Origin of the sequence: Corynebacterium anserum (assembly GCF_014262665.1) — a bacterium.
GTDB classification, from domain to species: domain Bacteria; phylum Actinomycetota; class Actinomycetes; order Mycobacteriales; family Mycobacteriaceae; genus Corynebacterium; species Corynebacterium anserum.
On sequence record NZ_CP046883.1, the window covers coordinates 1,565,810 to 1,590,342 of the forward strand.

The following is a 24,533-nucleotide window of genomic DNA, read 5'->3' on the forward strand; positions in this document are numbered from 1 at the left end:
AATTGCTGGTCAAAAGCGGTTCGTGTTCCACAGGCACCGTATCCACCAAGACACATCACCGTTTCTTACGCCGTCTCTCGAACGTATGAGCGCAACGTAGATACTCAGACATATACGGCGAATACGACCCGTGAACCTTCATTTGTGTAACGTACGCCAACCCCAGAAAGTTCCCGGAACAGCGAAAAGTTCATGACGCTGCGTCGGAGAAGAACCAAAAGCGCCAAACCGCATACTGCACGGACCTAATTTCAGTAGTATCTGGGAGCATGACACCACAGCGCTTGAAAATAGGACCCCTACCTGCAGAATTCGCAGCTGAACTGCGAGGACTCTCAGCCAATGCCCGTATCGATCGCATTGATGAAAACGCTGACGACAATCTCATCATCGAAGCTCCCTGGACAGGAGAAACCATCGGCTGGGTCGCCTCCGGCAACGAAGAGACCGTGAACGAAGCATTCCGCCGCGCCCGTCGCGCTCAGAAATCCTGGCGGCACGTACCAGTGGCCGAGCGTAAAAAGATCTTCTCTCGCTTTCACGATTCCGTTCTGAAAAACCGCGAACTCCTTGCTGACATGGTGCAGTTGGAAACTGGAAAGTCCCGCAACGGCGCCTTTGATGAAGTTCTCGACGTCGCCAATAACACCCGCTACTACATCAACCGCGTAGAGAAGCTGATGAAGCCTAAGAAGCGTCGCAGTGCGGTGCCGGTTCTGGCGAAATCATACGAATACCGCCAACCACTCGGCGTGACTGGTCAAATCGCGCCGTGGAACTACCCATTGACTTTGGGCATCTCCGACGCCATCCCTTCCCTCCTCGCAGGCAATGGCATCGTGGCAAAACCAGATTCTTCCACTCCATTTACTTCGCTGCTGGTGTTCAAGCTTCTGTACGAGGCCGGGTTACCTCGCGACCTCGTACAACTGGTGACCGGCTCTGGCCGTGTGGTCGGTACCGCAATTTCCGAACAATGCGACTACCTCATGTTCACCGGATCTACAAAAACTGGCAAGATCTTGGGCGAAACCATGGGACGCCGTCTCGTGGGTTATTCCGCTGAGCTCGGTGGTAAAAACCCACTGATCATCGCTAACGATACCGACATGGACAAGACTGTCCGGGGCGCCGTGGAAGCGTGCTTCTCCAATTCTGGTCAACTGTGCGTCTCCATCGAGCGTATCTATGTGGAACAGCAGTCCTATGAGGAATTCGCCCGTCGTTTTGCTGAGCGAACCAAGGCTATGACGCTCGGCCCCGGCTTCGATTATGAGACCGAAATGGGCTCACTCGCGTCTGCGAACCAATTGAAGACCGTCGACGAATTCGTCGAAGATGCCCGTGACAAGGGAGCCCGGATCATCGCCGGTGGTAAGGCCCGTCCAGACCTAGGCCCCTACTTCTATGAGCCAACCGTGCTCACTGATGTTCCCGACGATGCTCGGCTTCTCACCGAAGAAGTATTCGGCCCCGTGGTCTACATTCAGCCTGTATCGGATCTGCAAGAAGCTATCCGTCTCGCGAATGACACCCCTTATGGTCTCAATTCCTCCGTCTGGGCGAAACCAGAAACGGCATGGAAGGTGGGGCCTCAGATCGACTCCGGTTCCGTGGCTCTCAATGATGGGTATGTTGCCCCGTGGTCTGCCATCGAAAATGCCTCCGGCGGTATGAAGGAATCTGGTATGGCAGCTCGCCATGGTGACACCGGTCTGCTGAAATACACCGCAGGCAAGAATGTCACCGAACAGCGCTTTATGTCTATGCGTGGCCCGGAGTCTCTCAGCCGCAAGAACTACGCACGCATCATGTCTAGCGCAATGAGGCTGGGCAAGCTATTTAAAATTCTGCCGTAGTACCTATTTGCCGTTGGAAGGCCGGATCACCAGTTCTTCAATAACGGCGTCTTCGCTTAGATCAACAGCGAGTCGCACGGTCTGGGCGATGGATTCTGGCTTGATGAACTGAGTTTCGTCGTACTCATTACCGCGGCTGGCCTGAATCTCTCGCTGCATATCTGAGTCTGCCTTTCCGGGGTAAATGGAGGTTACGCGGATTCTTCCGCGCTGTTCTTCCCGGAGTGCGTCTGTGTATGCGCGCAAGGCGTGTTTAGTGCAGGCATACGGCCCGTAGCCCACCCCGGAGTGGTTCCCGGCACCGGAATTGATGGCTACGAGAGTCCCGCCGGTTTTTTGGAGAGCAGGCAGCAATAACCGCGTGAGTTCAGCAACCGCAAAGAAGTTGACATCGAAAGCTTTCTGCCATTCAGGTGCGCTGGTTTCTGTTGTGGCCTTGTGGGCGACAACTCCCGCCCCGTGGACTATGACGTCCAGTGATTCGACGCCAAGACGTGCTATTTCCTGCTGAACTTTTTTCAGATCAGTAAGATCTGCGATGAATGGCTCCGCACTGGGAAGTTCCTTGGCAACTTCTGCTGCTGTCTGACTAGAACCGCCCACGATGATGTGGTGGTCCTTGGACAATTCCTCAGCGATTGCTCTGCCGAGTCCGCGGGTAGCGCCCGTGATAAAAGCAGTTTTCTCTGGACGTGTGCTGGTGGTTTTCTCTGGACGTGTGTTGGTGGCCTCGTGGTGGGCAGTCGTTGAAGTCATGCTCTCCGTTCTACCCCTTTAAAGCAGATCGGGTGTGAGTTTTATTGCTGGTGATACCTGGACACTCTGAAGAGTTTCATTGAGTAGCGATGGAGTTGAGCGATGGCCTCAGGAATCTTCTCCGCAATACGGGACGCACTTGTTGGAGCGAAGCCCTCCCCCACCTGGGCCGAAACAAAGGCTGCTGTCGAGTGGATGAATTGACCAACAAGGGCGGACTCAGCGGGTTCACCACGCTCAGCCAACAACGCACCAATAATTCCCGAAAGCACATCGCCGGATCCGGCAGTTGCCGCCCAGGACGACCCAGCATCAACCACATCGGCATGCATGCCATCAGTGATCACTGTGAAACGTCCTTTGAGTAGGATCGTGCACCCCAGCGCTCTCGCCATCGTCGCTGAGGCACCGATCCGGTCAGTGTCTAGGTCACATGTCCCGTCCAAATCACATGTCCTCTCCAGCGCTCGCGCGAGACGCACGAATTCACCAGCATGTGGAGTGAGAAGTGTCCGACTACCATGCAATGCCACCGTTGCCCCGTATGTTGCATCCGAACTAGCACAACTGCGCGCTTTAAGTTTGGCCATAAGTTCCGGGTTCTCGGCAAGTAAAGTGAGTCCGTCAGCATCCACCACCAGGGGTTCCGTGCGGCCAAGCAGGTAGGCCAGTTCTCGGGCAGCGGTGGCGTCGGTCCCTCTCCCAGGCCCGACAACCCACGCCTGCACGCGACCGCATTCCTCCACACGCGGGTGCGCTACTACCTCCGGGTTTCTCCATATGATGGCCTGGGGTTCCTCACCGACCCACCTCACCATAGAACTAGTGGTGCGCACCGCCGCAGTCGCCGTAAGAATTCCAGCCCCGGGAAATTTGTTACTTCCGGCGCATAGTCCCACAACGCCACCCGAATACTTATCACTGGTTGCTCCTGGTTCACCGGGCAAATCGTAAGGCAATGAGAGTCTTCGCACGCTACCATCCGGCCGCCCAGCGTTATCCCTGGTACTAGGACAATCCGAAGCCTCGTCGATGCCTAGGCGTCTGCTGTGATCCCAAGGGTTGCCAGAGTCTAGGCGTTGGCTGTGATTCGTCATAGACGCAGGGAAACTCGCCAACGACCAGGAAGAAACAGCGACAGGCGCAGGAGGCCCCATCAAATTAACGCTCAACTCCCCCGCGGCTTCTGCTTGCCTATTGCGCTCCAGCAAGGCTCCTGACAAGGTCTGTCCATCACGCAGCTGAATATCGCGACATATCACCCGCCCACATTCGGTACTTAAACCATGTGCTCGGCGCAACCCTCCAAAGGTGACAGTCACATCTGCGCGGACATGATCAGCAATACCCAAGGTTTTATCGACAACCGGTGGCAGTGCACCAGAGTTTCCTGCCACGCCACTGGGAATGTCGATTGCCAACACCGGTGCGCTCGAGCAATGCAGGAACGCGGCCACCTTCGGACCGACGCCACCCCTTCCCCCAAGACCAAATAGCCCATCGATCACCAAATCGTACGATTCAGAAGTTTTCCCAGCACCATCGCCAGACAAAACACCATCGCCCGCAAGCACACATTCTTCTGAAAGAAGACTGTGAAATGGTAGATCGTCCTGGAAGATTCCACCCTCATGTAGAAATGCCGCCCGGGCAGATGAGTACGTATTGTTCACCCCCTTGTAGGCGAAAGCCGAGACGCGAAAACCATCACGCAGCAACTCGCTGCCTGCATACAGAGCATCACCACCATTGCCGCCAGGGCCAACCAACAACAAGACACGTGCAGGACTAGCCTCGCGGTAACTGTCTCTCTCCGGAAGAACCGACAACACGTGTAATCCAACGTGATCATCCTGAGGATCACCACTACCGAGAGGTTCTGGCAGCAGCTTGCGTGCTTCCTCTGCCACGGCGTGGGCTGCTGAACGCATCAGCTCATCAGGCTCGGATTGCTGTGCAAGCAGATGGTTCTCAGCCTGTCGGACCTGTTCAACCGTATAGAGAAAACTCATGGCGCCCAGTGTAATAATCGCTGAGACACGCCGGGAGACCATCAGAGAACACGCTCGAGATGCCGCGGAGGTCTCTCGCAAAACCACGCACACACCCCAGACAACAGCACAGTGAGCCCAAAATAAGAGCAAACACTCAGTTACTCCCCACCTGGCGAACATAACGATCCCAGGCAGAGAAGCTAATTCCCTTAAGATGAACCCGAACTGCCACGCCGAGGAGAAAACCATTACAGTTTTCAGCCATCCTTTTAGTAGGTTGTATCAGGTGAACAAGCGCGCCTCATCACGCAACAACAGCACCCTGTGCACAACTTTCACGAACCATGAATATTTGCACTCTGACCAGTGCAAAATTGGTGTTGTCTGCGAGACACCGCGCGTACACTGCCGTTGCGCTCCCGTGGCGCAGACAGCAAAAACACATCACTAAACAACGCCATTCAATCGAGGTAATCCAAGCCAATGCCAAGGCCGATTAACAAGAACCACAACTACGTCTCCGGACTCGACGGGCTACGCACGCTCGCCGTGGCCGTAGTAGTGCTCTACCATCTCCACATCCAAGGATTTGTAGGTGGTCTGCTGGGAGTAGGCGTATTCTTCACGCTCTCCGGCTACTTAATCACTACCAACCTCATGCGTTCATGGGACAAACACGGCAACCTCGGTCTAAAGACCTTCTGGCTGAGGCGCTTCAGGCGACTCATGCCGGCAGTAATCCTCACCCTCATCACCGTGGTCATTCTCACCGCGGCTCTCGAACGGCAGCACCTTGGGCAATACTCCAAAGAGGCGCTGTCCGCTCTCTTCTATGTGAATAACTGGCACACAATTTTCCAGCAGAAGTCTTACTTCGATAACTTTGGTGGCCCAAGCCCACTGAGCCACATGTGGTCACTATCAGTTGAAGAGCAGTTTTACCTGTTCTGGCCACTGTTGCTGCTGCTGTTACTCGTAGTACTTCGCAGCCGGTTTGCCGCCATGATCGCCACGCTTGGCATCACCCTCGCAAGCTTTGTGCTGATGTGGGTATTAGCTGACCCCGCCATGGACAACACCCGCGCCTACGAGGGCACTGACACTCGCGCCGGCGGTTTGCTACTTGGTGCGGCACTCGCAATCTGGCTATCTTCTCGACGCCACAAAGGCCAGCAGACCATGCCTGATCTGAAGATAGCCAACATCTTTGGCTTCATTGGTGTAGCTGGCATTCTCATTCTCGTGGTACTTGTGCCGCAGGAATCCATCTTCCTCTACCGCGGTGGCCTCGTACTGCTGAGTGTGGCGTCGCTGATGGCAATTTTCTCGGTGTTGCACCCCGAGTCTTTCTGGTCCAAGGTGTTGGGTTGGACCCCGATTCGCTGGCTCGGAGAGCGTTCCTACGGCATTTACCTGTGGCACATGCCCGTCATTGCGTTCATGCCTCAGGCATGGCTGGAAGAGCACAAGCTCCGGGCCACCGCAATCACCGTGGTAGCCACCGTTGTAATCGCGGCATTGAGCTGGGCCCTAGTCGAGGATCCGATCCGCAAACATGGCGTCATTCCTCCTATCAAGGCATGGCTGAACAGCCGTAAAGCTACCCAGGAAAGCGGAGCAAACACTGCGGTTGCTACCGGATATCAGCGTCCTTTCCCAGCATTCATCGCGACGAGTGCCGCCGTAGTCCTCGCGGCAATTGTGGCCGTGGGAGCCACCCCGACCTTTGTGAATCCATCTCACACAGGTAACTCCACTGGTGTTCCACCGGTCATGGAATTAAGGCCTGAAGACAGACCAAATTCTTCCAATAACGGTGCACCTAATGCAGCCGGCTCTCACACTGGAGAGAACTCCGATACCACTGCTAACAAGAAGCCCGGGATGATGAGCTGCCAACGAGTTGTGCATGTCGGTGATTCCACCTCCATTGGCATGTTCTCTAGCCAGCAGGTGCAGGATCCTAAGGAAACTGCATTTGAAACCTACCGTGAATATGGCGCTGGTGACGTGGTGGATAGTGTATTCGGCGCCCGTTCTACCACTGAAGGTTGGGATGCTCCGGATGGTTCGGCCAGCTACCCATCCGCGGTGGACTCAGTAACTAAGCTTCTCAATGAGGTTCCCAAGGAAGGGACGTGCTGGGTTATTGCTACCGGTGTGAACGACGCAGCTAATGAATCCGCTGGCTCTCACCAGACCGATCAAGAGCGCATCGACGCCATGATGGATCTTCTTGGTAAAGATGCCGATGTGATGTGGGCAATGGTTACCACTAATACGGAAACCGGCCACTACGCGCGCTCTAACATGGATCACTTCAACCAATCCCTCAAAGATGCGCAGAACCGATACCCTCGTTTGCGGTTGTACGACTGGCCTTCCGAGTGCGACCACAATTGGTTCGCTCCGGATGACTACGCTCACTACGGTGCAGAAGGTAACACCCAACGGGCGAAGCGCTTCGCCGCAGCACTTGCTAAGGCCTTCCCCGCTGAAAAAAATGGCGAGCCTTCTGATCAGAAAGTGCTGAATTCTGGTCTCTAGTCTCTAAGAGAACTACAGCTAGGGGGAAAAGGCTGCTAAGAGCCCCCAGGTAAGTACTCCTCCAGTTCGAAGAGGCTAGCAACGCCCTGGCTGCCACTAGAGTCACGTCAACTAAACTGCGGGTTTATACACAGAAGGGGTCGGAACTGAATGCTCGGTTCCGACCCCTTTTTCCGCTGTTAACTCCCCCCTCCTTCAGGGGTACGCCCGGACGCGACAGCTCTCAACGGATAGTAGAAGTCCATCCTCCTAATTACTATTCCTACACATACGAGTTTTCACCGAATCTCCAATACCACTTTTCACGCGATGCATCGGACGATAGCTAACCACCACAGCGATCGGGGCTATCGTTTCTGTGCTCAATAAAACACGCCTCATTATTGGAATCGAAAGACCAGCACGTGACACATATTCCCTCACACAACGGCCGCGGATCCAACGGTTCACATGATCAGTACGCACGGTCCTCACAACCGAAGAATTACGCCAACCCGCAACCTCACCCTGTTCAACCTCCTGTGGCACAGCCAGCGCCGACAAAGACAAAGTCCAGGCTTCCAGTAGTACTAGGGACACTGGCCGCCGTTCTCCTCGTCTTAGCAGGCGGTGGATACGCTCTCAGCCAGACAGGCATACTTCACAAAGAAACATCTGCCGACCACAATCAGGCCGCCCAAACCACGGGTCAGAACAAGGAAAACAACAGTACCGATAGAAGTCAATCAGCCCCATCGGGTGAATCTCGGCGGGAGGATAATTCCCAGATCAGCACCGATGACGCTGATGCTGAAACAGGACCGGTCTCTCACAAGACCCGTACTGTCACCCCCTCAGCATTTGAAACTAGTGATTCCATCTACCTCATCACCTTCGAAGGGAAACGAGGATGGTGCCTTGCTAAATATTACGAAAACCAATTTGGCCTCAATTGCGGCCCCACAGCGCTAGTCACCGACTTAAAAAAGGCCTATACCCAAGATCCGCCGATTCTATACGCTCCTATCAGCCAGGTGAATTGGGATCCCGCAGCTCAACGTTTTGGTGTCTTTTCGAGCCCCGTATCTGGCACCCCGGGCGGATCACTTAAAAAACCGAGAACCCTCAAGGAAGGCGAGTCCACAACGATTAGAGACTTCACTTGTTATAACCTCAACGACCGTTTTGGTTGCGACGGCCCTCATTCCTACTTCGAAGCGGTTGACAATGAAGGGGTTTTTATCGATGGTTCACCGCATCCAGTAGGTGCTGAGTGTGGAAGAGTCGGCGACGGAAACACTCGCCCCTGGCGCATACGTACGTATGACGGGAACGTTGACTGTAATGACGCAGTAAGCGTAGCCAGTCAACTGCTCAAGGAACCAAAAAATGGCTCGAAGACACAACATGTCATCAGGAATGGCAAGGACTGGGCATGCACAAAACTTTCTGGGGATGAAATCACCGAGAAGGGATACTTCAGAATCTGCACAAATAATTCACGACCAATGGGCAGCTTTGTAATCCAATAACGCTTTGCAATTGAGTAAGCAAAGCTGGTGCATACATGATGTAACCGAGAATACTGAAAACTGATCTACCTCCACACAACAAATCCCCTTTTTAATTCGATTCATTTGAGAAAACATTAGATCGCAGCAGCAGCACCTCCGGTAGGACTCGAACCCGCACTGTGCGGGTGTTGGTTCTTTGTATTCTCTTTTCTCACTGGGCCTATCTGTTATGCATTTCACCTGCACATATAGCTAACATTTTCTATCCAGTGTCGTTCTTTTCATCCCATTGCACTCTATTATTTGGGAAATTTTGAGAGCTCTAGCACATCAACACTCGCATGCGCATCCTTCGGTCTTCCCACTCGGTTGGGACTTCGAGCACTAATCGTAAGCATCGCTTGAGCCCTGCCTGTGTTCTATAGTTTTCTACTTTCAATACTCTGGGAACACATTCCAAATGTTTCAGTGTTTTCCGCCTTCCCATGAAGCCGGGTGACCTCGTCCGTTCAGGCGAGGCCAGGGGAGGCTTCTCACGGCTACTGGGTCACACGACGCACGAGCGAGCAAACCGATGAGAATGGCTCAAGTGGGGTGGTTGCCGGCACACGGATTGGCGTCACTGTGTCGGTAGTGTGCCGGCCAATGTGGGCCGAGGTGTGCGCCCGTCAATGTTCTCTTTGTCGCCTCACCTCAATAACGCAGAAATGAAAGTGTTCAAACACTCCAGTCAATGTTTTCTGGTGTATGTCGCACACCAGAACTAGTGCTTTCACCCACCAATTCCCGGGAGGGCACCATGGGTACTGACGACCACAACGTCGCCACCGTCCGCGCATCAATGACCATGGCCAGCTACCCCATAACACATGCCGATGAATCCCGTAGGCGCTGAAATCTCCGCGATGACATCACCGGCGATGAAGTCGCACTCGAAATCATGGAGGAGAAGGGTTGCGGCGATAGTAAGCGTGCCACATTCCTCCGCTAACACATCACTGAGGCGAACAACTCCACCCGCTAACACTCAAGCCAAGTGACACACTAAATGTGAATCAACTTGCCTGTGTCCACCACACCGACCCCATTGACATAAACCCGCTCCCCATGACTGTCATCGCACACCCAGCAGGAGAGAAGTATCTTTACCACCGTCAACGACTCTCCACAGTCATCTACACACCATATGCGATGCCAGTAAAAGGAACAATGATTCACTCCGCCACTCACATATTTTGTCTTCGACGTCACCTAGGAAAGGACACTCATGATTACACCCAACGGCCATCCTACTAACGATGAGGGCAGCCCACCCAGCAGCGACGATGCAGGAGGCCAAAAGGTAGTTCCAGCAGATCAACAAACCCTGCACAGAAGGTTCGAGGAAGTGTCTCATCTGCAGCTCCAGAAAATGGACACAGGACAACGGCAAAGAACAGGACGGTCTGACCTGGGGCAGGATTCTAAATCGGGCGCGTATCGACATGGAGAAGCAGATTCGCCAGGAATATCTGGCGGATTTGACGGAGATCATGGTGCGACGTCAGAAAGAAACAGGAACTGGAGGAAGCCATTGGATCGACACGGAGCTGTGGAAGACCGATCCGTGGGAAATTCAGGTGAGGAACTCGATCTTTAGTGAAGTGTTCGAAGTGCGATCGGAGAAGTCACTCGAGTGGACGATCTTCGTTTGAGCACTGTTCCAGACGATGCAGCGACAGGACAAGGACACACCGTGTTTCCCGGAAGACGAATGGCTGCCAGCCTTGGATGCGATGATCGGCGAAGCATATAATACTACCCCACAGACGATCCGACAGCGACAAACCGCGCCGTAAAACATCATGTCGGGCACCCGTAGTTCTGCGAGCTGGAGTTGCCTTTCGGATCATCCCCCTCTTTCTATATCGACATGCAGAAGGCTCCAGGTGTAGTAAGGAACTATGGCGTCAAAAACATACACCGCCGCGGTCACGCGAGAAGGTCGGTATTGGTTAGCGACGGTGACCAACCTCGATGGTGTGAACACATGGGCTTATTCATTCAGTCATCTTGATGCATGTGTCAGGGAAGCGATTACACTCGCTGAGGCTCTTCCCGACGGTGCAGAAGACGCCATCACTGTGAAGTGGATCATGACTAGTGCTCCCGAAAGCCACGAAGAACAGTAGTGAAACACTACGGAGCATTCTTTACTGCATACCCCCTCAGCGACCATAAGGAAGCCCCATAAAGCGACTAGAGCGACACCAGCCTCTTTCACATGCAACTTCACTCCCTCCCTCCAGAGGAGTGAGTTTTTAGTTTTCGCAGGTCACCCCTGCTCAGATTTACCCTCACGACTTTTTCTGCTGCACCTATGTACTGTCGAACGTCAGCGGGTCATAGCAGCTGAACCACCTCGGACAAACCTTTCCCCAACGGGGTTAACTTGTCTACATGAGTGGGTCAGTAATCAATCTGCGTATTAACGACGAGCAGAAACAGTGTCTCAACGCTTTATCCCAGCGCACGGAGCGACCCAGTTAGTTCTACCTCCGGGAAGCACTGAATACACATCTATCCGAACTTGAAGACGCCTACCTCCTCGAGGAAGAAGCCGCCGAGATCCGACGGGAAACATCGCTACAACCTCCTTGGATGAGTTAGATGTTGACTGTGGCCTGAAAGATTGAGTTTTCCCTCGGGCGGTCAAAGTGTTCAAAAACTGAGAGCCACCGAACAACGACAAATAACCGAATTCCTCCGAGAAACTCTCACATTCGATGAGCCCAGATCCCGAGCAAAGAACTCACCACTATCAAGACTCAGCAGTATCCGGCTTCTCGAACCTTGTTGCACCATCCCGTAGCCCCTGAGATACCCGGTACACCTTGGGTCCCATCAACCACCGCTGCATACGCATTCGGGTTATGTACTCCATACTTTTGCTAATGCTTCCAACCAATATCGGCCAGTCGTGGGCTGTCTAGCCAGGCTGATCGTGTCGACGAACGTGAAAAAACACCGTCGTATCCAGATCGGTTAGCCAATCGCATTCATTGGCGATCATTCCAGCATCAAAGTTTGCGTTATCCACCAACACGATCCTGCCGTCTAACAGATCAAGCAATTCCCCACAAATCTCACGGAACGTAGGGGCATCAGTTACCATGTCGTCGGTGATGCCGTGAATATTCGCGTTCGGAATCGTGTTCTCCGGGTTGATCAGGGTTGACCATCGCGATAATTCTTTAAATTTCGCGTTGAGGAACACGACATCAAGTTTGACGATCCCAGCGATGGGACCCAAGTACGTGGTCTCTGTACCGACAATCGCGAACACAGGTTCATTCGGGTCAAAAAGGATCCATTAACCGATTGGAAAACCCTATGAGCTGCCATGATACCCACTGTGTCGCGCCACAGCTGAACAGCTACACACTACCGCTACAATGTCACACGGTTCTTCCGACCACTTCCTTCACGTAAGGAGTGAAATAGAAAGACTCCCCTCGTCGTTGGCGCATGCTTTTTGCCGCCTTACGGCGGAGCTGCTAGGCCACAGCTGGCGTGCGGGACCGCTCACGATGAGGGGGAGGTACCAACGATAGACGATAGTTACATAAGGCATACCTGCTGCAGGAGCACAGAAAGCCCCCTGACTTCGACCAACCTAGCAAACTGGATATCGCAACCAAGGAGCTCACTGTCACTTCTACGGCAATGGGTTTGATCACCAAGATCATTGAGTTGATCCACGTGATCTGACCGATCGTGGGAGGCTAAACCTCCCGCGCGATCCTCGCAGTACTAGCACTACTGCAGGGCTTCTTTGGTTGTCAACGTTTCCCGCGAGGGGAGCTGATATCCCTGATCATACAAAGCTAACAACGCCCCGCTAACAATCGCCGTACCCGGAACTCACCGCATGAGCGGAACCTAAAGAGAAAACGATCCCTGCCCCACCTTCTGGGAATCACGAGCCAGCGTTAACAATGGAACTACACGTGAACCCTCTCTCCGGCCAATAACAAAAAGTACGAACCATGACACGAAATCAACTCACCCCTAGCCCTACGCAAAACCCGCGCCCGTATTGCTGTCAACGCCACCGCTGAAAAGCAACACCCACCTCCAAAGCAGACATAACCCCTCGTCTATTTCCATAAACATCATCAAATCAGAACCACAATCACCCACAGCACCACCCTATCAATCACAGCCCTCGACGTCGCATGGCAATCACAAAATTCCATCCAAACACCTTGGACAACTGCGGGACAATAACATGAGATCAACGCAGCGTTGGCTGCGCAATACTCGCCCCTTTTACTAAACGCGAGAATAGGAAATGAAAGAAGTCCCCGAGAATCTGGGATTGCGCCTGCGCAGGGCACGAACTGCTCGTAACATAACCCTAGATAATCTCTCACAGGCAACGGGAATCTCCGCCTCAACCCTGTCTCGACTGGAAACCGGCAGCCGAAAACCGACACTGGAATTACTACTTCCACTAGCTCAGGCTTTCCGACTAACGCTTGACGACCTCGTTGGAGCACCCCAAATGGGAGACCCGAGAATTCATCCCCGGCCAGTCCGCCGCAACGGCATGACGATTGTCCCACTATCACACATCCCAGGTCCTCAGCAGGCAGTCAAAATGATCATCCCCACCGACAAAAGCACTCCAAGATTGACACGACACGAAGGGTATGCATGGATGTACGTTCTCAATGGTGAACTGCGACTTATCGTAGGCGACCACGACTCGATTTTATTACCCGGTCAGGCAGCAAAATTCGACACACGAACCGCCCACTGGTTCGGTAGCACCGGACGCGGACCAGTCGAGATTCTCAGCCTGCTGGGCCTTCGCCGCGCTTGTAACGGACGGGGAGTCTTCGATGCCGCCACTCCAAGACCGAACGCCGGCTGCATCACAAACCATGGAGCCACTACCGTCACTAACCCCATCGAGACAGCCGGCATAAACCACGGATCATTAACCCACTTCGAATCGGCAAGTAACAAGGCCACCCCGAAGCCAGAGCCGATTGCGTAATGAGCAATCCACCCTACGGCTTTCTCACCTGGAATAGCTTCGGCCGTCATGATCGACTCATACCGAAATCGACTAGCTGACATATGCCCGATCCAACGACCTACCAGCGCATAATCCAAAGAGTTGATACCGCGAATACGCCGCAACACCTCCGCCGTCAAGTCCATCACTGCCGTTGCTCCAACTCCCACGACAATCCCCTGCACAAACCGACTCACTGAAGGCTTCACGCTGCACCTCTCTCGATCTACAACGAACCGCCATTAGACTCGCACTCGTATCGAAACAGCAAGAAAAATTGCCACACTAGCAAAGCGATCAGCACTTCCGGATGAAATGCCCCGGGTTTTTGTTGCTAGGCATGTGCCTTGTTTTCCATTACTTCGTGGGCTGGGTTATGCTCCCACAACTTGATCTCCCCTCGATCGGCGTACGGTAGCTGAGACTCTGTTGAAGCCGTCACTCGTTCCACCGCGTAACCCACACGAAGGTTGCGATTTCCACGTCGACACCATCGTTGCATGGGCGGATATGGATGAGCGCGTTTGTAGCAACCGTTGACGTTGTCAGCCAGCGCATTGTCATTAAACTCACCAACAGTGCCGGTCGACGCAATAAATTGCATACTCAGCAAGGCATCGGTTATAGAGGTAATAAGATCCATGGTTGCATGAACCAAAGCCGTTGTGTCCTTCGCATACGCTATCGCCTGGTTAAGCACCTGCGAGGGCAAGACTAGAAGCAAGACTTCAGTTCGCATCGAGTCCAGATAACGCCACCCTCACGATTCGTCTTAACGTCGAACAAATGAACTCGATCGAGAAACTCTCACGATCCCCATCGATGACCCGGAGCATGTGGTCGTGGGCCTGGCTTCGGCGCCACTGCCTGACACGCAGCCTGCATCGGCATATTCTCCGCCACAATGCGGTTCGCAACGAGGCGGAGAATACGATCGCTGGCATCTTGGTCTAACTTCTTCGGTATGTTCCAGGTTTCCCATCTACTCAAACAGAACAAAACCGAAGGCCCTTCAATGTTCCTGGGGTAAACTGCGCGCTGAAAACACATATCAAAAATCCAACATTCATCACAGACCCTAAAAACACCCCCGGTGATAAAACGACTCCCCTGTTACTATTCACTGACGATGAGGTTGTGGCCATCACACAAAACGACCAACACACCCCAGGGGGATACCCCCAAACCCCCACTAGGCAGCCACGGAAGGCAAAGGCGCTAAGGCTCTGCCTAAGTCTGGGATTTTTAGCAGGGGGTTTATTTTTTGGGAAGTTTTTAGGGGAGTTACCGCATCTAACTCCCCTAATTTCCAGCGTTTTCGCTGGTCATAGTGCCCCCAGTGGGACTCGAACCCACACTGTGCGGATTTTAAGTCCGCTGCCTCTGCCAATTGGGCTATAGGGGCGCACTCACAGGTTAGCCAAGCGGAGCCTCGTCACCAAACTCGATGCAGCTTGCGAAGTTCAAACAACGACTCACGTACCGTGAACTCAGATCTATCGGGGCCACATCTCATCTCGGAGGGTTCGGGCACTGATTCAGTGCTCGATATCACCGAGAATAATAACACCAGCTCAGAGCCGCGGTGTACCAACGTCAACCACGCGGCTGACTGACCTTTAACGGTTGCGCTTAACTACCTCAGCGAGGATACCGTCAAGAATATCTTTCTCGCTAATGGTGATTGTCATCAACCCCTGGTTAAGGAACAAAGTGGTGATCGCATCTACTACGACGGCACCTCCGCCAATGACATCCGCGCGCCCAGGATGCATGGGTCCCAATTGCATACGCTGGTCAGTTGTGCGGTTCAGTAGGTCACGTGCTGTCGCTCGGAAGTCCTCCAACTTATGCGTGCTCATGTGATTACGCTCTGGATCGTATTCAGTCAATCCCAAAGTGAGCGAACTCATTGTGGTCATGGTGCCCGCTACCCCAACAACCCGTTCCACTGTGGCTAGTTCCACAGTCTGCTGCACATCTTTTAGTAACTGCTGCACGTAATCCTGAGCAGCGGCTATCTCCTGTTTTGTCGGTGGCTGGGTGTGTAGATAGCGTTCGGTGAGCCGCACACACCCCATGTTGGCGGAATAGGCTTGATCTACCGCGCCGTCAGCGGTGCGCACCACGAATTCCGTCGAACCGCCACCGAGATCAATGACGCACACGCGCTCCTGCGGATCCAGCTCTCCCAGATCCATCACAGCACCGTTAAAGCTTAACTCCGCCTCTCGCTCACCAGAGATCACCTCGGCACATAGACCGTCTTTGACACGGGAGAGGTGCCTCGCGGTCAAAGAAAAGAATTCCTCCCGGTTTTCTGCATCTCGCGTCGCTGATGTGGCTCCCATCATCACGTCTTCCACCCCATATCCCACCATTCGGTCAGCGTAAGTGGCTAGCGCTGCATCCACGCGCTCCAGAGCTTCGTCTGCAAATCGTCCGGTCGCATCCACGCCTTGCCCTAACCGAACGATGATGTTATCTCGGTTTAGTTCGCGGAGTGACCCATCCGGTAGCACTTCGGAAATCACCAAACGAATCGAATTTGTACCACAGTCGATTCCAGCGAAACGCCGGTTGCCCTGTTTATCCGTCACAGTGAAATCCCCCACCTCCACCGCATCTGAATACGCCTTCTTCTCGATGCTCACGGTTTAAAGCTCCTCAGTACTCGCCGTAGACATGGACGTACCTAGTGACTGTGCGCTCGGCCAGTCCGCGGGCAAGGCGGTTCCCACCAATTTTGGGTTGTGCTCGCCCGCCAATGCCACAGCTTCAGTGCCTAAACGTACGCGTTCTGGCCCTTCGGCAAGCGCATAAGCGATCAGTACGTGAAGACACTTCACCCGATCCGGCATACCTCCACCGGAAAAATCGGTACCAAGGTCCTCCATCGCGTTGCGCTCAGCCAAGTAATGCTCATGCGCTGCTTGGTAGTCTGCTGCTAGTTCCTCATCTTCTGCCAGACGTGCTTGCATGGTTTTCATCACGCCTGCGACTTCCAACCTTGATGCTTCTGCGGTCAGTCGAGGATCCGTCAGGTAGTACAAAGTGGGGAATGGTGTTCCATCGTCCAGGCGCGGCTTTGTTTTTACTACCGCTGGCTGGCCATCGGGAGTGCGGTAAGAAACCTCCACAGCTCCTCGCGGTCGGCGCCCCAACTGAGTCTCCATGATGTCCAGATCAGCCTCGGATACGGCCACAATCTGCTCCTTGCATCGGCTATGTATTCTCCGCTGATTGTAACCGGTCTTCTCAGCTGCCTCGCTCCACGCCTCTACAGATCACGTCCCTTGGAGCCAACATCTCTGTGATTGTTTAGCCAACGTCCCTGCCTTTTATTCCAACGACGCCACCGGCTCCCAGTACCACTGCACCCAACAGCATTATCGCTTGTGCCCACAACTCGGTGGGATTATCCAGTTGCGAATACGTATGGTTAAAAACCGAAAGGTTGGTTACAGCCGAACTAAGTTTCAGCATCGGCCCCACGATACTGAGCAGGGCAGCAGCAACGATGAGTAACCAACCGATAGCAGAAGCGCGTGGAAACCACCCCACGATGAACAGGGCGAATGCACTACATAACACTGCAGGAGCTACTGCCGTAGCCGTTCCCCAAGCGAGAGCTTCAACAGAATCACTGACATTTTCAGCTTGCAGCCGTAGTCCCATTCCTCCAAGAAGAAAGGAGCAAACGCTGGCAGTCACCACTGTAAGTATTACGCTAGCAGCCACGGTCACAGCGGGCGTACTGCGGTTTATACCCGTAGAACGCACGATATCTACAGTACGGTTCTTCTCAGCAGCACGGTAACGCATCACGATGCTCACGCCAGCCACTGCAATCAGAATGCTGAGAAAGCGGATTGCGAAACGTACATAAGTGATCTCCAGTTCACCTTGAGAAAGGAACTGACGGAATACCTCCGCTGTGTTCTCATCACTGGAGAGGAGTTCTCTCATAGAACCGATAAGAAGCATGAAGAATGCAGAACACCCCCCTGTCACCAGCACCCACGTAAGGATGATCGGTCGGTCAAGTACAAACCGCAGCCGGTATGGTCCACCCATGGCGCGTGATGTGTAGGTCTTTTTCGTAGCGGGGCCTCGTATTCCTTGATCCCACTCACGAGAGATATTTAAGTGCACTATGAGCGTGGAAAAAATTATGTTGAGAAAAAGGATAATGACAGCACACACCCACGAATCATCAGTAAACGGCGATATTACTTGACGCCAACCAAGCGGAGTAAACCAACTCAGAATGATCCACGATTTGCTATCAGCTATAGATCGAAGGATAAAAGCGAACGCAACGGTTATCAAAGAGATTCGAGTAAGCGCTGTGGATTCACGTGCCCAGAGGATCACAAATAAGCCACAAAGAGCCGAACCGAATGCACTCAAGGCAACCATCACACCATAGAGAGTGCAGCCATTGATCGGCAGGCCATCATACATCACACCAAACGCTAAAAGGATCGCGCTTAAACCTAGGCCAATGATGAGCGCAACAAAACCTAGAGTGTTGATTTGTGACCACGCTACAACTCTTTTGCTTACTCCGGCTGAGCGAAGAATTTCATCGACACCTTGGTGCTCAGGACTGCGCACGAGCTTCGAGGCGAAAAGAGAGAGCATGATGGCAGGCAGCAGTGTCATCCAGAGGCCACTTTCCCACGCCAAAATCTGGCCTAAGCTTCCTGGCATCTCGATAGTGCCGTACATGGCCACCAGCCCAGCGTTGCTCTCAGTACTCTTGACCAATGCCATTCGGGACTCTGCAGATGGGTAGTAATTGTGATATGCCACCACAAAGATTGTCATCAAGGCCCAAATGCACGTTCCCCAAATAGTGAGGAATCGACGATGCAAGCGTAAATGGAACGTTGTCAGACATCCAATTTCAGATAGTCCATGTCTTCTCGCTACCACTGTCATTGCTCGACCTCGCCAGACTTTTCACGGTCACGAGTGCTCTCTCGATAAGGCTCACCAAGCTCATAGTGATGCAAGAAGATTTGTTCCAAACTAGCCGGATTACAAGTGATGTCCTGCGCACCATCATCCAACAGGCGCCGGAGTCTTTCTGCGGACTGATCCCGCGGAACAGTAATAGTAACTCGTTCTGTGCTCGATTCCCCCGATGACGGTGACGGTTTTACAGCGGTAATTACCACGTCCGATAAATGCCGCAGATCCGCTACTGACCCCGTATCCACCGCATAACCCTCTTTGATCACAGTAATGTGGTCACATAGCTTCTCCACCTCACTCATAATATGACTTGATAGCAGGATGCTCGCACCACGATCCCGTTCCTGACAACACCACTGGGTAAATACGTTCTCCATCAAAGGATCCAACCCAGCGGTGGGTTCGTCGAAAATATAAAGCTCAGCGTTGAAGGAAAAAGCAGCTACAAGCAACACTTTTCGACGATTACCCGTGGAATACTCCCGCACCTTTCGGGATGTGTCCAAGCAAAAATCACTAATGAGTTGACGCTCTTTGCCCCGATCCACGGAAACTCCACGCAGTTTTTCCAAAGCGCGAAGAGTCTCCTCACCCGTAAGGTTTGGCCACAAAGCAACCTCCCCAGGGACATAGCCTACTCGGCGTAACACCTCTGGATGGTTATGCGGCGAGTACCCCAGCAGTTTCACCACCGTACCAGCGGCCTTTTCTGGGCTGAGGAGCCCCAAAAGAGTGCGAATGGTGGTCGACTTGCCTGCACCATTAGGTCCGAGAAATCCGTGAATACTGCCTCTGTACACGCTAAGATCCAAGCCCCTCAGCGCTTTCGAATTTCCAAAAGACTTATAGAGACCACGCACCTCAACCACAAGTTCGGACGATGTGGGGTTCTGAGTTACCGTCGAGGAGATCTGCGGAGAAGAAGCTGTCATACGTCCACCCTATACGTCCAAATAGACGACAGAGCGGGTTTTCTCTTGCTCAGCGGATCAGTCCCACACAGAACAAGCTCTTCCCCAATCCCTAGCTCTACCCCTTTCAGCCTCAACGCCAATAGAACGGCACTTCTGTGATCCTTATCTCATGTAAGAATCTCCTCCGAGGCCATTGTGCGCTGTAAGCCAGCTTCACTGGCTCTATTGGTTATGTCCGGAATTGTCTTCCGGCACGGTAGGCAGCTGGTTGTCTATGACGTGGTTGCCCGTTGGCTTCTCCTCTGGCGGAGGTGTAGCTATGGCGTCCCATAGCTGTTCATACCACTCACCGCGTTGGCCGCCCTGTTCCTCCTCGACGCCAGGAGTACTCCCCGCAGGATTTGCCTGGATTTTCGGGCTGAGGATGCGGTAGACGGATTCCCCGGGCTCGATCAATCCCAGACGGGTTCGAGCCTGTTCACGGATGTAATCGTTGTTGTTATAGCGGTTCAGTTCCTCAGTCAGCTGATCACGTTGTTGAGTCTTGTGATCAATCTGCGCGTTGAGCTCTGCCAGCTCCGCCCGTTGACTGAAGTAATTGCGCAGTGGCGGGGCAATAGAAACCGCGAGGAATATAACGAGGAAAGCAGCGACGGTGAGCACCGCAGGATTAACCTTCTGCGGAAGCTGCTTAAATGACCGAGCAATACGGGCAGGCACTGCTTGAGCCCGCTCACGCAAATGCTCCTGACGCTCCACACTACGAGCGCGCGGAAGTCTTTGACGCAAATCACTCGGTTCCACGCCCTCAGGTTCTTTATTAACCTTTGTGGTCCGTGAACGCTGCGCCTTCGCAATTTCCGCGGCATCGCGATCACGAGCGACAATAACGCGTTCGGCCTCACGTTGCGCTTCAATTTTTTCGGTAGCCATGCGACGGGAGGCGTGGCGTCGTTCTTGAGCAGCCAAACGTTCCTCACGAGAGGTTCGCGAGGCCGCCCGAGACGAACCGCGTGCACCCGAACGCGGAGTGGAACGTCCCTGTTTACGTCCATCTTTCACGCGCGCAGAATCACGATGGGAGCCACGGAAACCCCCAGCACTGCGGTCGCGCTTGTCTGTCATATGTTTAGACCTTACAACGTTCGCACAAATTAAACCCTCACGGCGCGCCTACAAGTTGCGTGGAGAGCCAAACCTGCACGTTATCTGAAGGAAGAAACTTGCACGTTGCGTGGAGGGTGCAGCTCGCACCTTGCATGGAGAATGAAACCTGCACGTTGCGTGGCGAAGTAAAAACGGCGAAGTGAAAACACAAGCTGGCCGAACGGACTGCAAAAACAAAGCCCCGCCCAGCGATCAACGCTGTGCGGGACTTCAGACCATGGAGCCGATGTGGAAGGACAGACGGTCATCTGCCATCCCACTAGCGACCTGCTAGATCTCAATGCGAGTCATGACAACTAGCTCTGAATGATACTTTGAAAACTCGTCGTGAAGACTAGCCCTGGAAACGTGGGAAGGCAGAACGACCAGCGTACTCGGCGGCATCGCCCAGGATCTGCTCAATGCGCAGCAATTGGTTGTACTTCGCAACGCGCTCAGAACGCGCAGGGGCGCCGGTCTTGATCTGGCCACAATTCAGAGCAACAGCCAGATCGGCAATGGTGACATCCTCAGTCTCACCAGAGCGGTGAGACATCATGGTGCGATAACCGTTGCGGTGAGCGAGCTCGACGGCATCGAAGGTCTCAGTCAGAGTACCGATCTGGTTCACCTTCACGAGCAAAGCATTTGCAGCCTTCTTTTCAATGCCTTCCTGTAGACGAGCGGGGTTGGTTACGAAGAAGTCGTCACCAACAAGCTGGACCTTATCTCCGATAGCCGCAGTGAGCTTGGTGTAACCCTCCCAATCATCCTCCTGTAGGGGATCCTCGATGGAAACAATTGGGTAAGCCGCGATGAGTTCCTCGTAGACCTTAGCCATTTCCTCAGCGGTATGTTCACCACCCTCGAAGTGGTACTTACCGTCCTTGTAGAACTCGGAGGAAGCAACGTCCAGAGCCAGCGCCACATCGGCACCGACCTTGTATCCAGCAGCTTCAATGGCATCAACAATCAAATCCAGTGCAGCCTTGGTGGACTCTACGGACGGTGCAAAACCGCCCTCATCGCCCAATCCTGTAGACAGGCCCTTGTTCTTGATGACCTTCTTCAGGGAGTGGTACACCTCAGTGCCCATGCGAAGAGCCTCGGAGAAAGACTCGGCACCGATTGGAGCGATCATAAACTCTTGAACATCCACACCGGAATCAGCGTGCGCACCGCCGTTAAGAATGTTCATCATCGGCACAGGCAACACGTGGCCATTCGGACCACCCACATAACGGAAGAGTGGAAGACCAGCAGACTCAGCGGCGGCATGAGCCACAGCCATAGACACGCCCAAAATGGCGTTAGCACCCAAGCGAGACTTGTTCTCAGTACCGTCCAGCTTGATCATTGCCTGATCAATAGCTCGCTGGTCATCAGCTTCATATCCAGCGAGCTCTTCATCAATTTCGTTGATGACATTGTCTACAGCCTTCGACACGCCCTTACCCAAGTAGCGGTCGTCGCCATCACGCAACTCGTGGGCCTCGTGGACACCGGTAGATGCGCCGGATGGAACTGCAGCACGGCCGATCGAACCGTCATCCAGACCCACCTCCACTTCCACAGTTGGGTTGCCACGGGAATCCAGGATTTCGCGGGCGATGATCTGCATGATTTCGGCCATGTGTGAAGCCTCCTCGGGCTCGTTACGTTCCGGTTACAGCGCATGACGGATGCGGAGCATCAAACCCACAGCACCACGGCCATGCGATACACCCCTATTCTTCCACTAATGGCGATGGTTTTCTCCCGTGTTTGCCCCCGTTGCGGGGTTACACATGAACGTTAGAAACGGCTCGGAGTCTGATTCAACGCGTAATTGGCCGCGGCATCACGCACTTTGATGACGTATTCGTCGCTGAGGTTGTATGCGTGAATAGCCTTCGTCCACCCCTCTGGGGTAGCTAAATTTCTGTGGAAATCGCAGAGCAAGCGTACAGCTGCTGCGGCGGCGTCGTCGATGTTTTGAGGAGATGACTTACCGTCACCGTTAGCATCCACACCGTACGTCTCCCACGCCTGGGGAATGAACTGCATGGGCCCCATCGCCCGATCAAACTCTTTGTCACCGTCAAGTTTGCCGTGATCAGAATCCTCCACGCGCGCAAACTCCCCGCCATTAAGCTGCGGACCGAAAATCGGCGGCTCCGCAAACCCCTCATCATTCAACTTGGACACCCCATAATGCTGGCCGTCATACGTGCCATGAAGGGTCTCCACGTAACCGAGCCCCGCGAGAGTATTCCACGTGATGCCACATTCCGGGCGAGTCTGCCGCGCAATCACCTCAGCGTTGCCATAAGCCATTAACGCCTGCACAGGGATGCCCGTTTTTTCTGCCAAAGGCTCAGCCCACTGGCGTAGCTGAAGAGCGCTGCGGCCCGAACCGTGAATATTGATATTCGGAGCAGGCTGTGCCGCAGCCGGTGGAACATCACTAGGTACGGGCATTCGCTCGGAGCTCGAGTGCCCCTTGCTCGTCATCGCCGCAACCAGAAAACCAACCAATGCGATGACGGCAAGCAGTGCGACAACGACCAACATGAAACCACAACCTCCACGCATCCTCCGGCTTCGGTTGTGCGGCGAACGATGCCCTCGCATCTGACGTGTCGCGGTAGCACCCCTACTCCACTGCGGATAGGAAGTGCGCTGACGCTTCGGGGCGGGAAGACTACCGACGCTACGCTTGGCACTATTTGCCATTACGGCATCACCCCAGTGCCAGGCATAGCTGCACCATCATTGTCTTCCAGCCCGGCATCAGCGTTACTATTCCGCCTCACGCTCGTTTCAGCGTGGCTAGCCGCCTTCCCCTGCGTTTCAGTGTGGCTAACCGCCTTCCCCTGCGTTTCAGCGTGGCTAGCCGCCTTCCCCTGCGTTTCAGCGTGGTCAGTCGCCTCTTCACACAAAACTGCACTGAGAGATTGGATAGGAAGCTGCACCCGCGCTCCGCTCGCGGAGGGCTGGCATCCCCCTACAATCTCCAACTCCGCCAATTCCGGGTAGGGACGTTCACGCATACGCAACGTTACCCCCGGCAATACTCCACGATCGCGCAAATAGCGCAATAACTCCGGGTCACGATCACTTATGCGGTCGACTAGGTATAAGGCACCACAGGTGGCGTCGGATAGAGAAAGAACCTCCGGGACATTTACCGCGCCGGTAATAGAGGGGATAGGGTCACCGTGCGGGTCACGCTGCGGGTGCCCCATCCGGGCGCTAATACGCTCCAGAAAACGATCAGACACGGCATGTTCGAGAATCTCAGCCTCATCATGCAGCTCGTCTAGTCCATAACCCAACTCGTGGAACAGGTATGTCTCAACCAACCGGTGCCGACGCACAATCTGAACCGCAAGCTCCTGCCCTTTGTCCGTCAACACGACATCTGCATAAGGGGCATGTTCCACCAAACCCTGTTTAGCTAAACGCTTAATCCCCTCTGAGGTTGTTGACGTGCGCTGCCCCAAGCGTTCAGCTATTTTGCCGAGGGTCGCCCGGTCATCGCCCCACTCGTGGAGGTCAAAAATGGCCTTCAGATAGTCCTGAGACTTATGTGGCAGATCCAAGACATGCATGGAGGCAAGTTTACGGGATGAACATCACAATTCATGCGAACTTGCTGCTGGCGGGGCAATTATGTGACTTATTGAGTAATTGAGAAAACACGCATTTCTCGAGTAAAATCCCGCCCCTATTGACAATCATTCTAATTATAGGTTTAAGTGTTCAAGTCATTGAACTTTTTATACCTTGAGAGT

18 protein-coding genes, 1 tRNA gene and 1 pseudogene are annotated in these 24,533 nt (G+C 53.7%); 6 read left to right on the forward strand and 14 right to left on the reverse strand.

Going from position 1 to position 24,533, the window contains the following annotated elements; translation table 11 throughout:
- Positions 1–269: 269 nt before the first annotated feature.
- Positions 270–1,859, forward strand: coding sequence for a succinic semialdehyde dehydrogenase (locus tag GP473_RS06530; RefSeq protein ID WP_186276740.1), 1,590 nt, complete (start codon positions 270–272; stop codon positions 1,857–1,859).
- A 3-nt stretch (positions 1,860–1,862) separates the two neighbouring features.
- Here the strand turns inward: GP473_RS06530 and GP473_RS06535 are convergent, their stop codons facing one another.
- Together GP473_RS06535 and GP473_RS06540 are read right to left on the reverse strand one after the other, a co-directional pair.
- Positions 1,863–2,615 carry an SDR family oxidoreductase gene (locus GP473_RS06535; RefSeq protein WP_186276741.1) on the reverse strand — a complete coding sequence of 251 codons (753 nt, stop codon included), beginning with the start codon at positions 2,613–2,615 and terminating at the stop codon, positions 1,863–1,865.
- 41 nt (positions 2,616–2,656) lie between these two features.
- Positions 2,657–4,627, reverse strand: a complete 1,971-nt coding sequence (locus GP473_RS06540; RefSeq protein WP_186276742.1) for a bifunctional ADP-dependent NAD(P)H-hydrate dehydratase/NAD(P)H-hydrate epimerase — start codon at positions 4,625–4,627, stop codon at positions 2,657–2,659.
- A 465-nt stretch (positions 4,628–5,092) separates the two neighbouring features.
- Between GP473_RS06540 and GP473_RS06545 the strand changes: the two genes are divergently transcribed.
- The 4 genes from GP473_RS06545 to GP473_RS06565 all read left to right on the forward strand — a co-directional run bounded on the left by GP473_RS06545 (position 5,093) and on the right by GP473_RS06565 (position 10,820).
- Positions 5,093–7,156 carry an acyltransferase family protein gene (locus GP473_RS06545; protein WP_185770114.1) on the forward strand — a complete coding sequence of 688 codons (2,064 nt, stop codon included), beginning with the start codon at positions 5,093–5,095 and terminating at the stop codon, positions 7,154–7,156.
- Positions 7,157–7,560: 404 nt separating this feature from the next.
- Positions 7,561–8,667, forward strand: coding sequence for a hypothetical protein (locus tag GP473_RS06550; protein ID WP_185770115.1), 1,107 nt, complete (start codon positions 7,561–7,563; stop codon positions 8,665–8,667).
- Between the two features lie 1,466 nt (positions 8,668–10,133).
- Positions 10,134–10,343 carry a hypothetical protein gene (locus GP473_RS06560; RefSeq protein WP_186276743.1) on the forward strand — a complete coding sequence of 70 codons (210 nt, stop codon included), beginning with the start codon at positions 10,134–10,136 and terminating at the stop codon, positions 10,341–10,343.
- A 249-nt stretch (positions 10,344–10,592) separates the two neighbouring features.
- Positions 10,593–10,820 carry a hypothetical protein gene (locus tag GP473_RS06565; protein WP_185770118.1) on the forward strand — a complete coding sequence of 76 codons (228 nt, stop codon included), beginning with the start codon at positions 10,593–10,595 and terminating at the stop codon, positions 10,818–10,820.
- A 797-nt stretch (positions 10,821–11,617) separates the two neighbouring features.
- Here the strand turns inward: GP473_RS06565 and GP473_RS06570 are convergent.
- On the reverse strand, positions 11,618–11,974 hold the full coding sequence (locus GP473_RS06570) for a 3'-5' exonuclease (protein ID WP_185770119.1): 357 nt from the start codon (positions 11,972–11,974) through the stop codon (positions 11,618–11,620).
- Between the two features lie 1,008 nt (positions 11,975–12,982).
- Between GP473_RS06570 and GP473_RS06575 the strand changes: the two are divergent.
- Positions 12,983–13,432 (forward strand): annotated as a pseudogene (locus GP473_RS06575) (helix-turn-helix domain-containing protein); the annotation flags it as partial.
- Here GP473_RS06575 and GP473_RS09370 read toward each other — a convergent pair.
- The 11 genes from GP473_RS09370 to GP473_RS06625 form a co-directional block, all read right to left on the reverse strand.
- On the reverse strand, positions 13,417–13,923 hold the full coding sequence (locus GP473_RS09370; protein WP_221891930.1) for a DUF2938 family protein: 507 nt from the start codon (positions 13,921–13,923) through the stop codon (positions 13,417–13,419). The pseudogene GP473_RS06575 and the gene GP473_RS09370 sit on opposite strands and share 16 nt — an antisense overlap.
- Before the next feature lie 125 nt (positions 13,924–14,048).
- A complete protein-coding gene (locus GP473_RS06580; protein WP_185770121.1) occupies positions 14,049–14,453 on the reverse strand; it encodes a hypothetical protein in 405 nt (134 codons plus the stop codon).
- Positions 14,454–15,045: 592 nt separating this feature from the next.
- Positions 15,046–15,119, reverse strand: a tRNA-Leu gene (locus GP473_RS06585).
- A 214-nt stretch (positions 15,120–15,333) separates the two neighbouring features.
- The gene (locus GP473_RS06590; protein ID WP_186277294.1) at positions 15,334–16,314 is read right to left on the reverse strand and encodes a Ppx/GppA phosphatase family protein; all 981 of its coding nucleotides are present in this window, start codon (positions 16,312–16,314) and stop codon (positions 15,334–15,336) included.
- 57 nt (positions 16,315–16,371) lie between these two features.
- Positions 16,372–16,920: a DUF501 domain-containing protein gene (locus GP473_RS06595; RefSeq protein WP_185770122.1), complete on the reverse strand. Its 549-nt coding sequence runs from the start codon at positions 16,918–16,920 to the stop codon at positions 16,372–16,374.
- Positions 16,921–17,035: 115 nt separating this feature from the next.
- Complete coding sequence (locus GP473_RS06600) at positions 17,036–18,532, reverse strand: hypothetical protein (RefSeq protein WP_186276744.1); 1,497 nt, start codon at positions 18,530–18,532, stop codon at positions 17,036–17,038.
- A gap of 125 nt (positions 18,533–18,657) precedes the next feature.
- Positions 18,658–19,629, reverse strand: a complete 972-nt coding sequence (locus GP473_RS06605; RefSeq protein ID WP_186276745.1) for an ABC transporter ATP-binding protein — start codon at positions 19,627–19,629, stop codon at positions 18,658–18,660.
- Between the two features lie 204 nt (positions 19,630–19,833).
- Positions 19,834–20,736, reverse strand: a complete 903-nt coding sequence (locus tag GP473_RS06610; protein ID WP_246394734.1) for a septum formation initiator family protein — start codon at positions 20,734–20,736, stop codon at positions 19,834–19,836.
- A gap of 376 nt (positions 20,737–21,112) precedes the next feature.
- Positions 21,113–22,390 (reverse strand): phosphopyruvate hydratase, encoded by a 1,278-nt coding sequence (gene eno, locus GP473_RS06615; RefSeq protein WP_186276746.1) that lies wholly within the window; start codon positions 22,388–22,390, stop codon positions 21,113–21,115.
- Positions 22,391–22,551: 161 nt separating this feature from the next.
- Positions 22,552–23,310, reverse strand: a complete 759-nt coding sequence (locus GP473_RS06620) for a lytic transglycosylase domain-containing protein (protein WP_246394735.1) — start codon at positions 23,308–23,310, stop codon at positions 22,552–22,554.
- Between the two features lie 161 nt (positions 23,311–23,471).
- Complete coding sequence (locus tag GP473_RS06625; RefSeq protein ID WP_186276747.1) at positions 23,472–24,350, reverse strand: metal-dependent transcriptional regulator; 879 nt, start codon at positions 24,348–24,350, stop codon at positions 23,472–23,474.
- Positions 24,351–24,533: the final 183 nt, after the last annotated feature.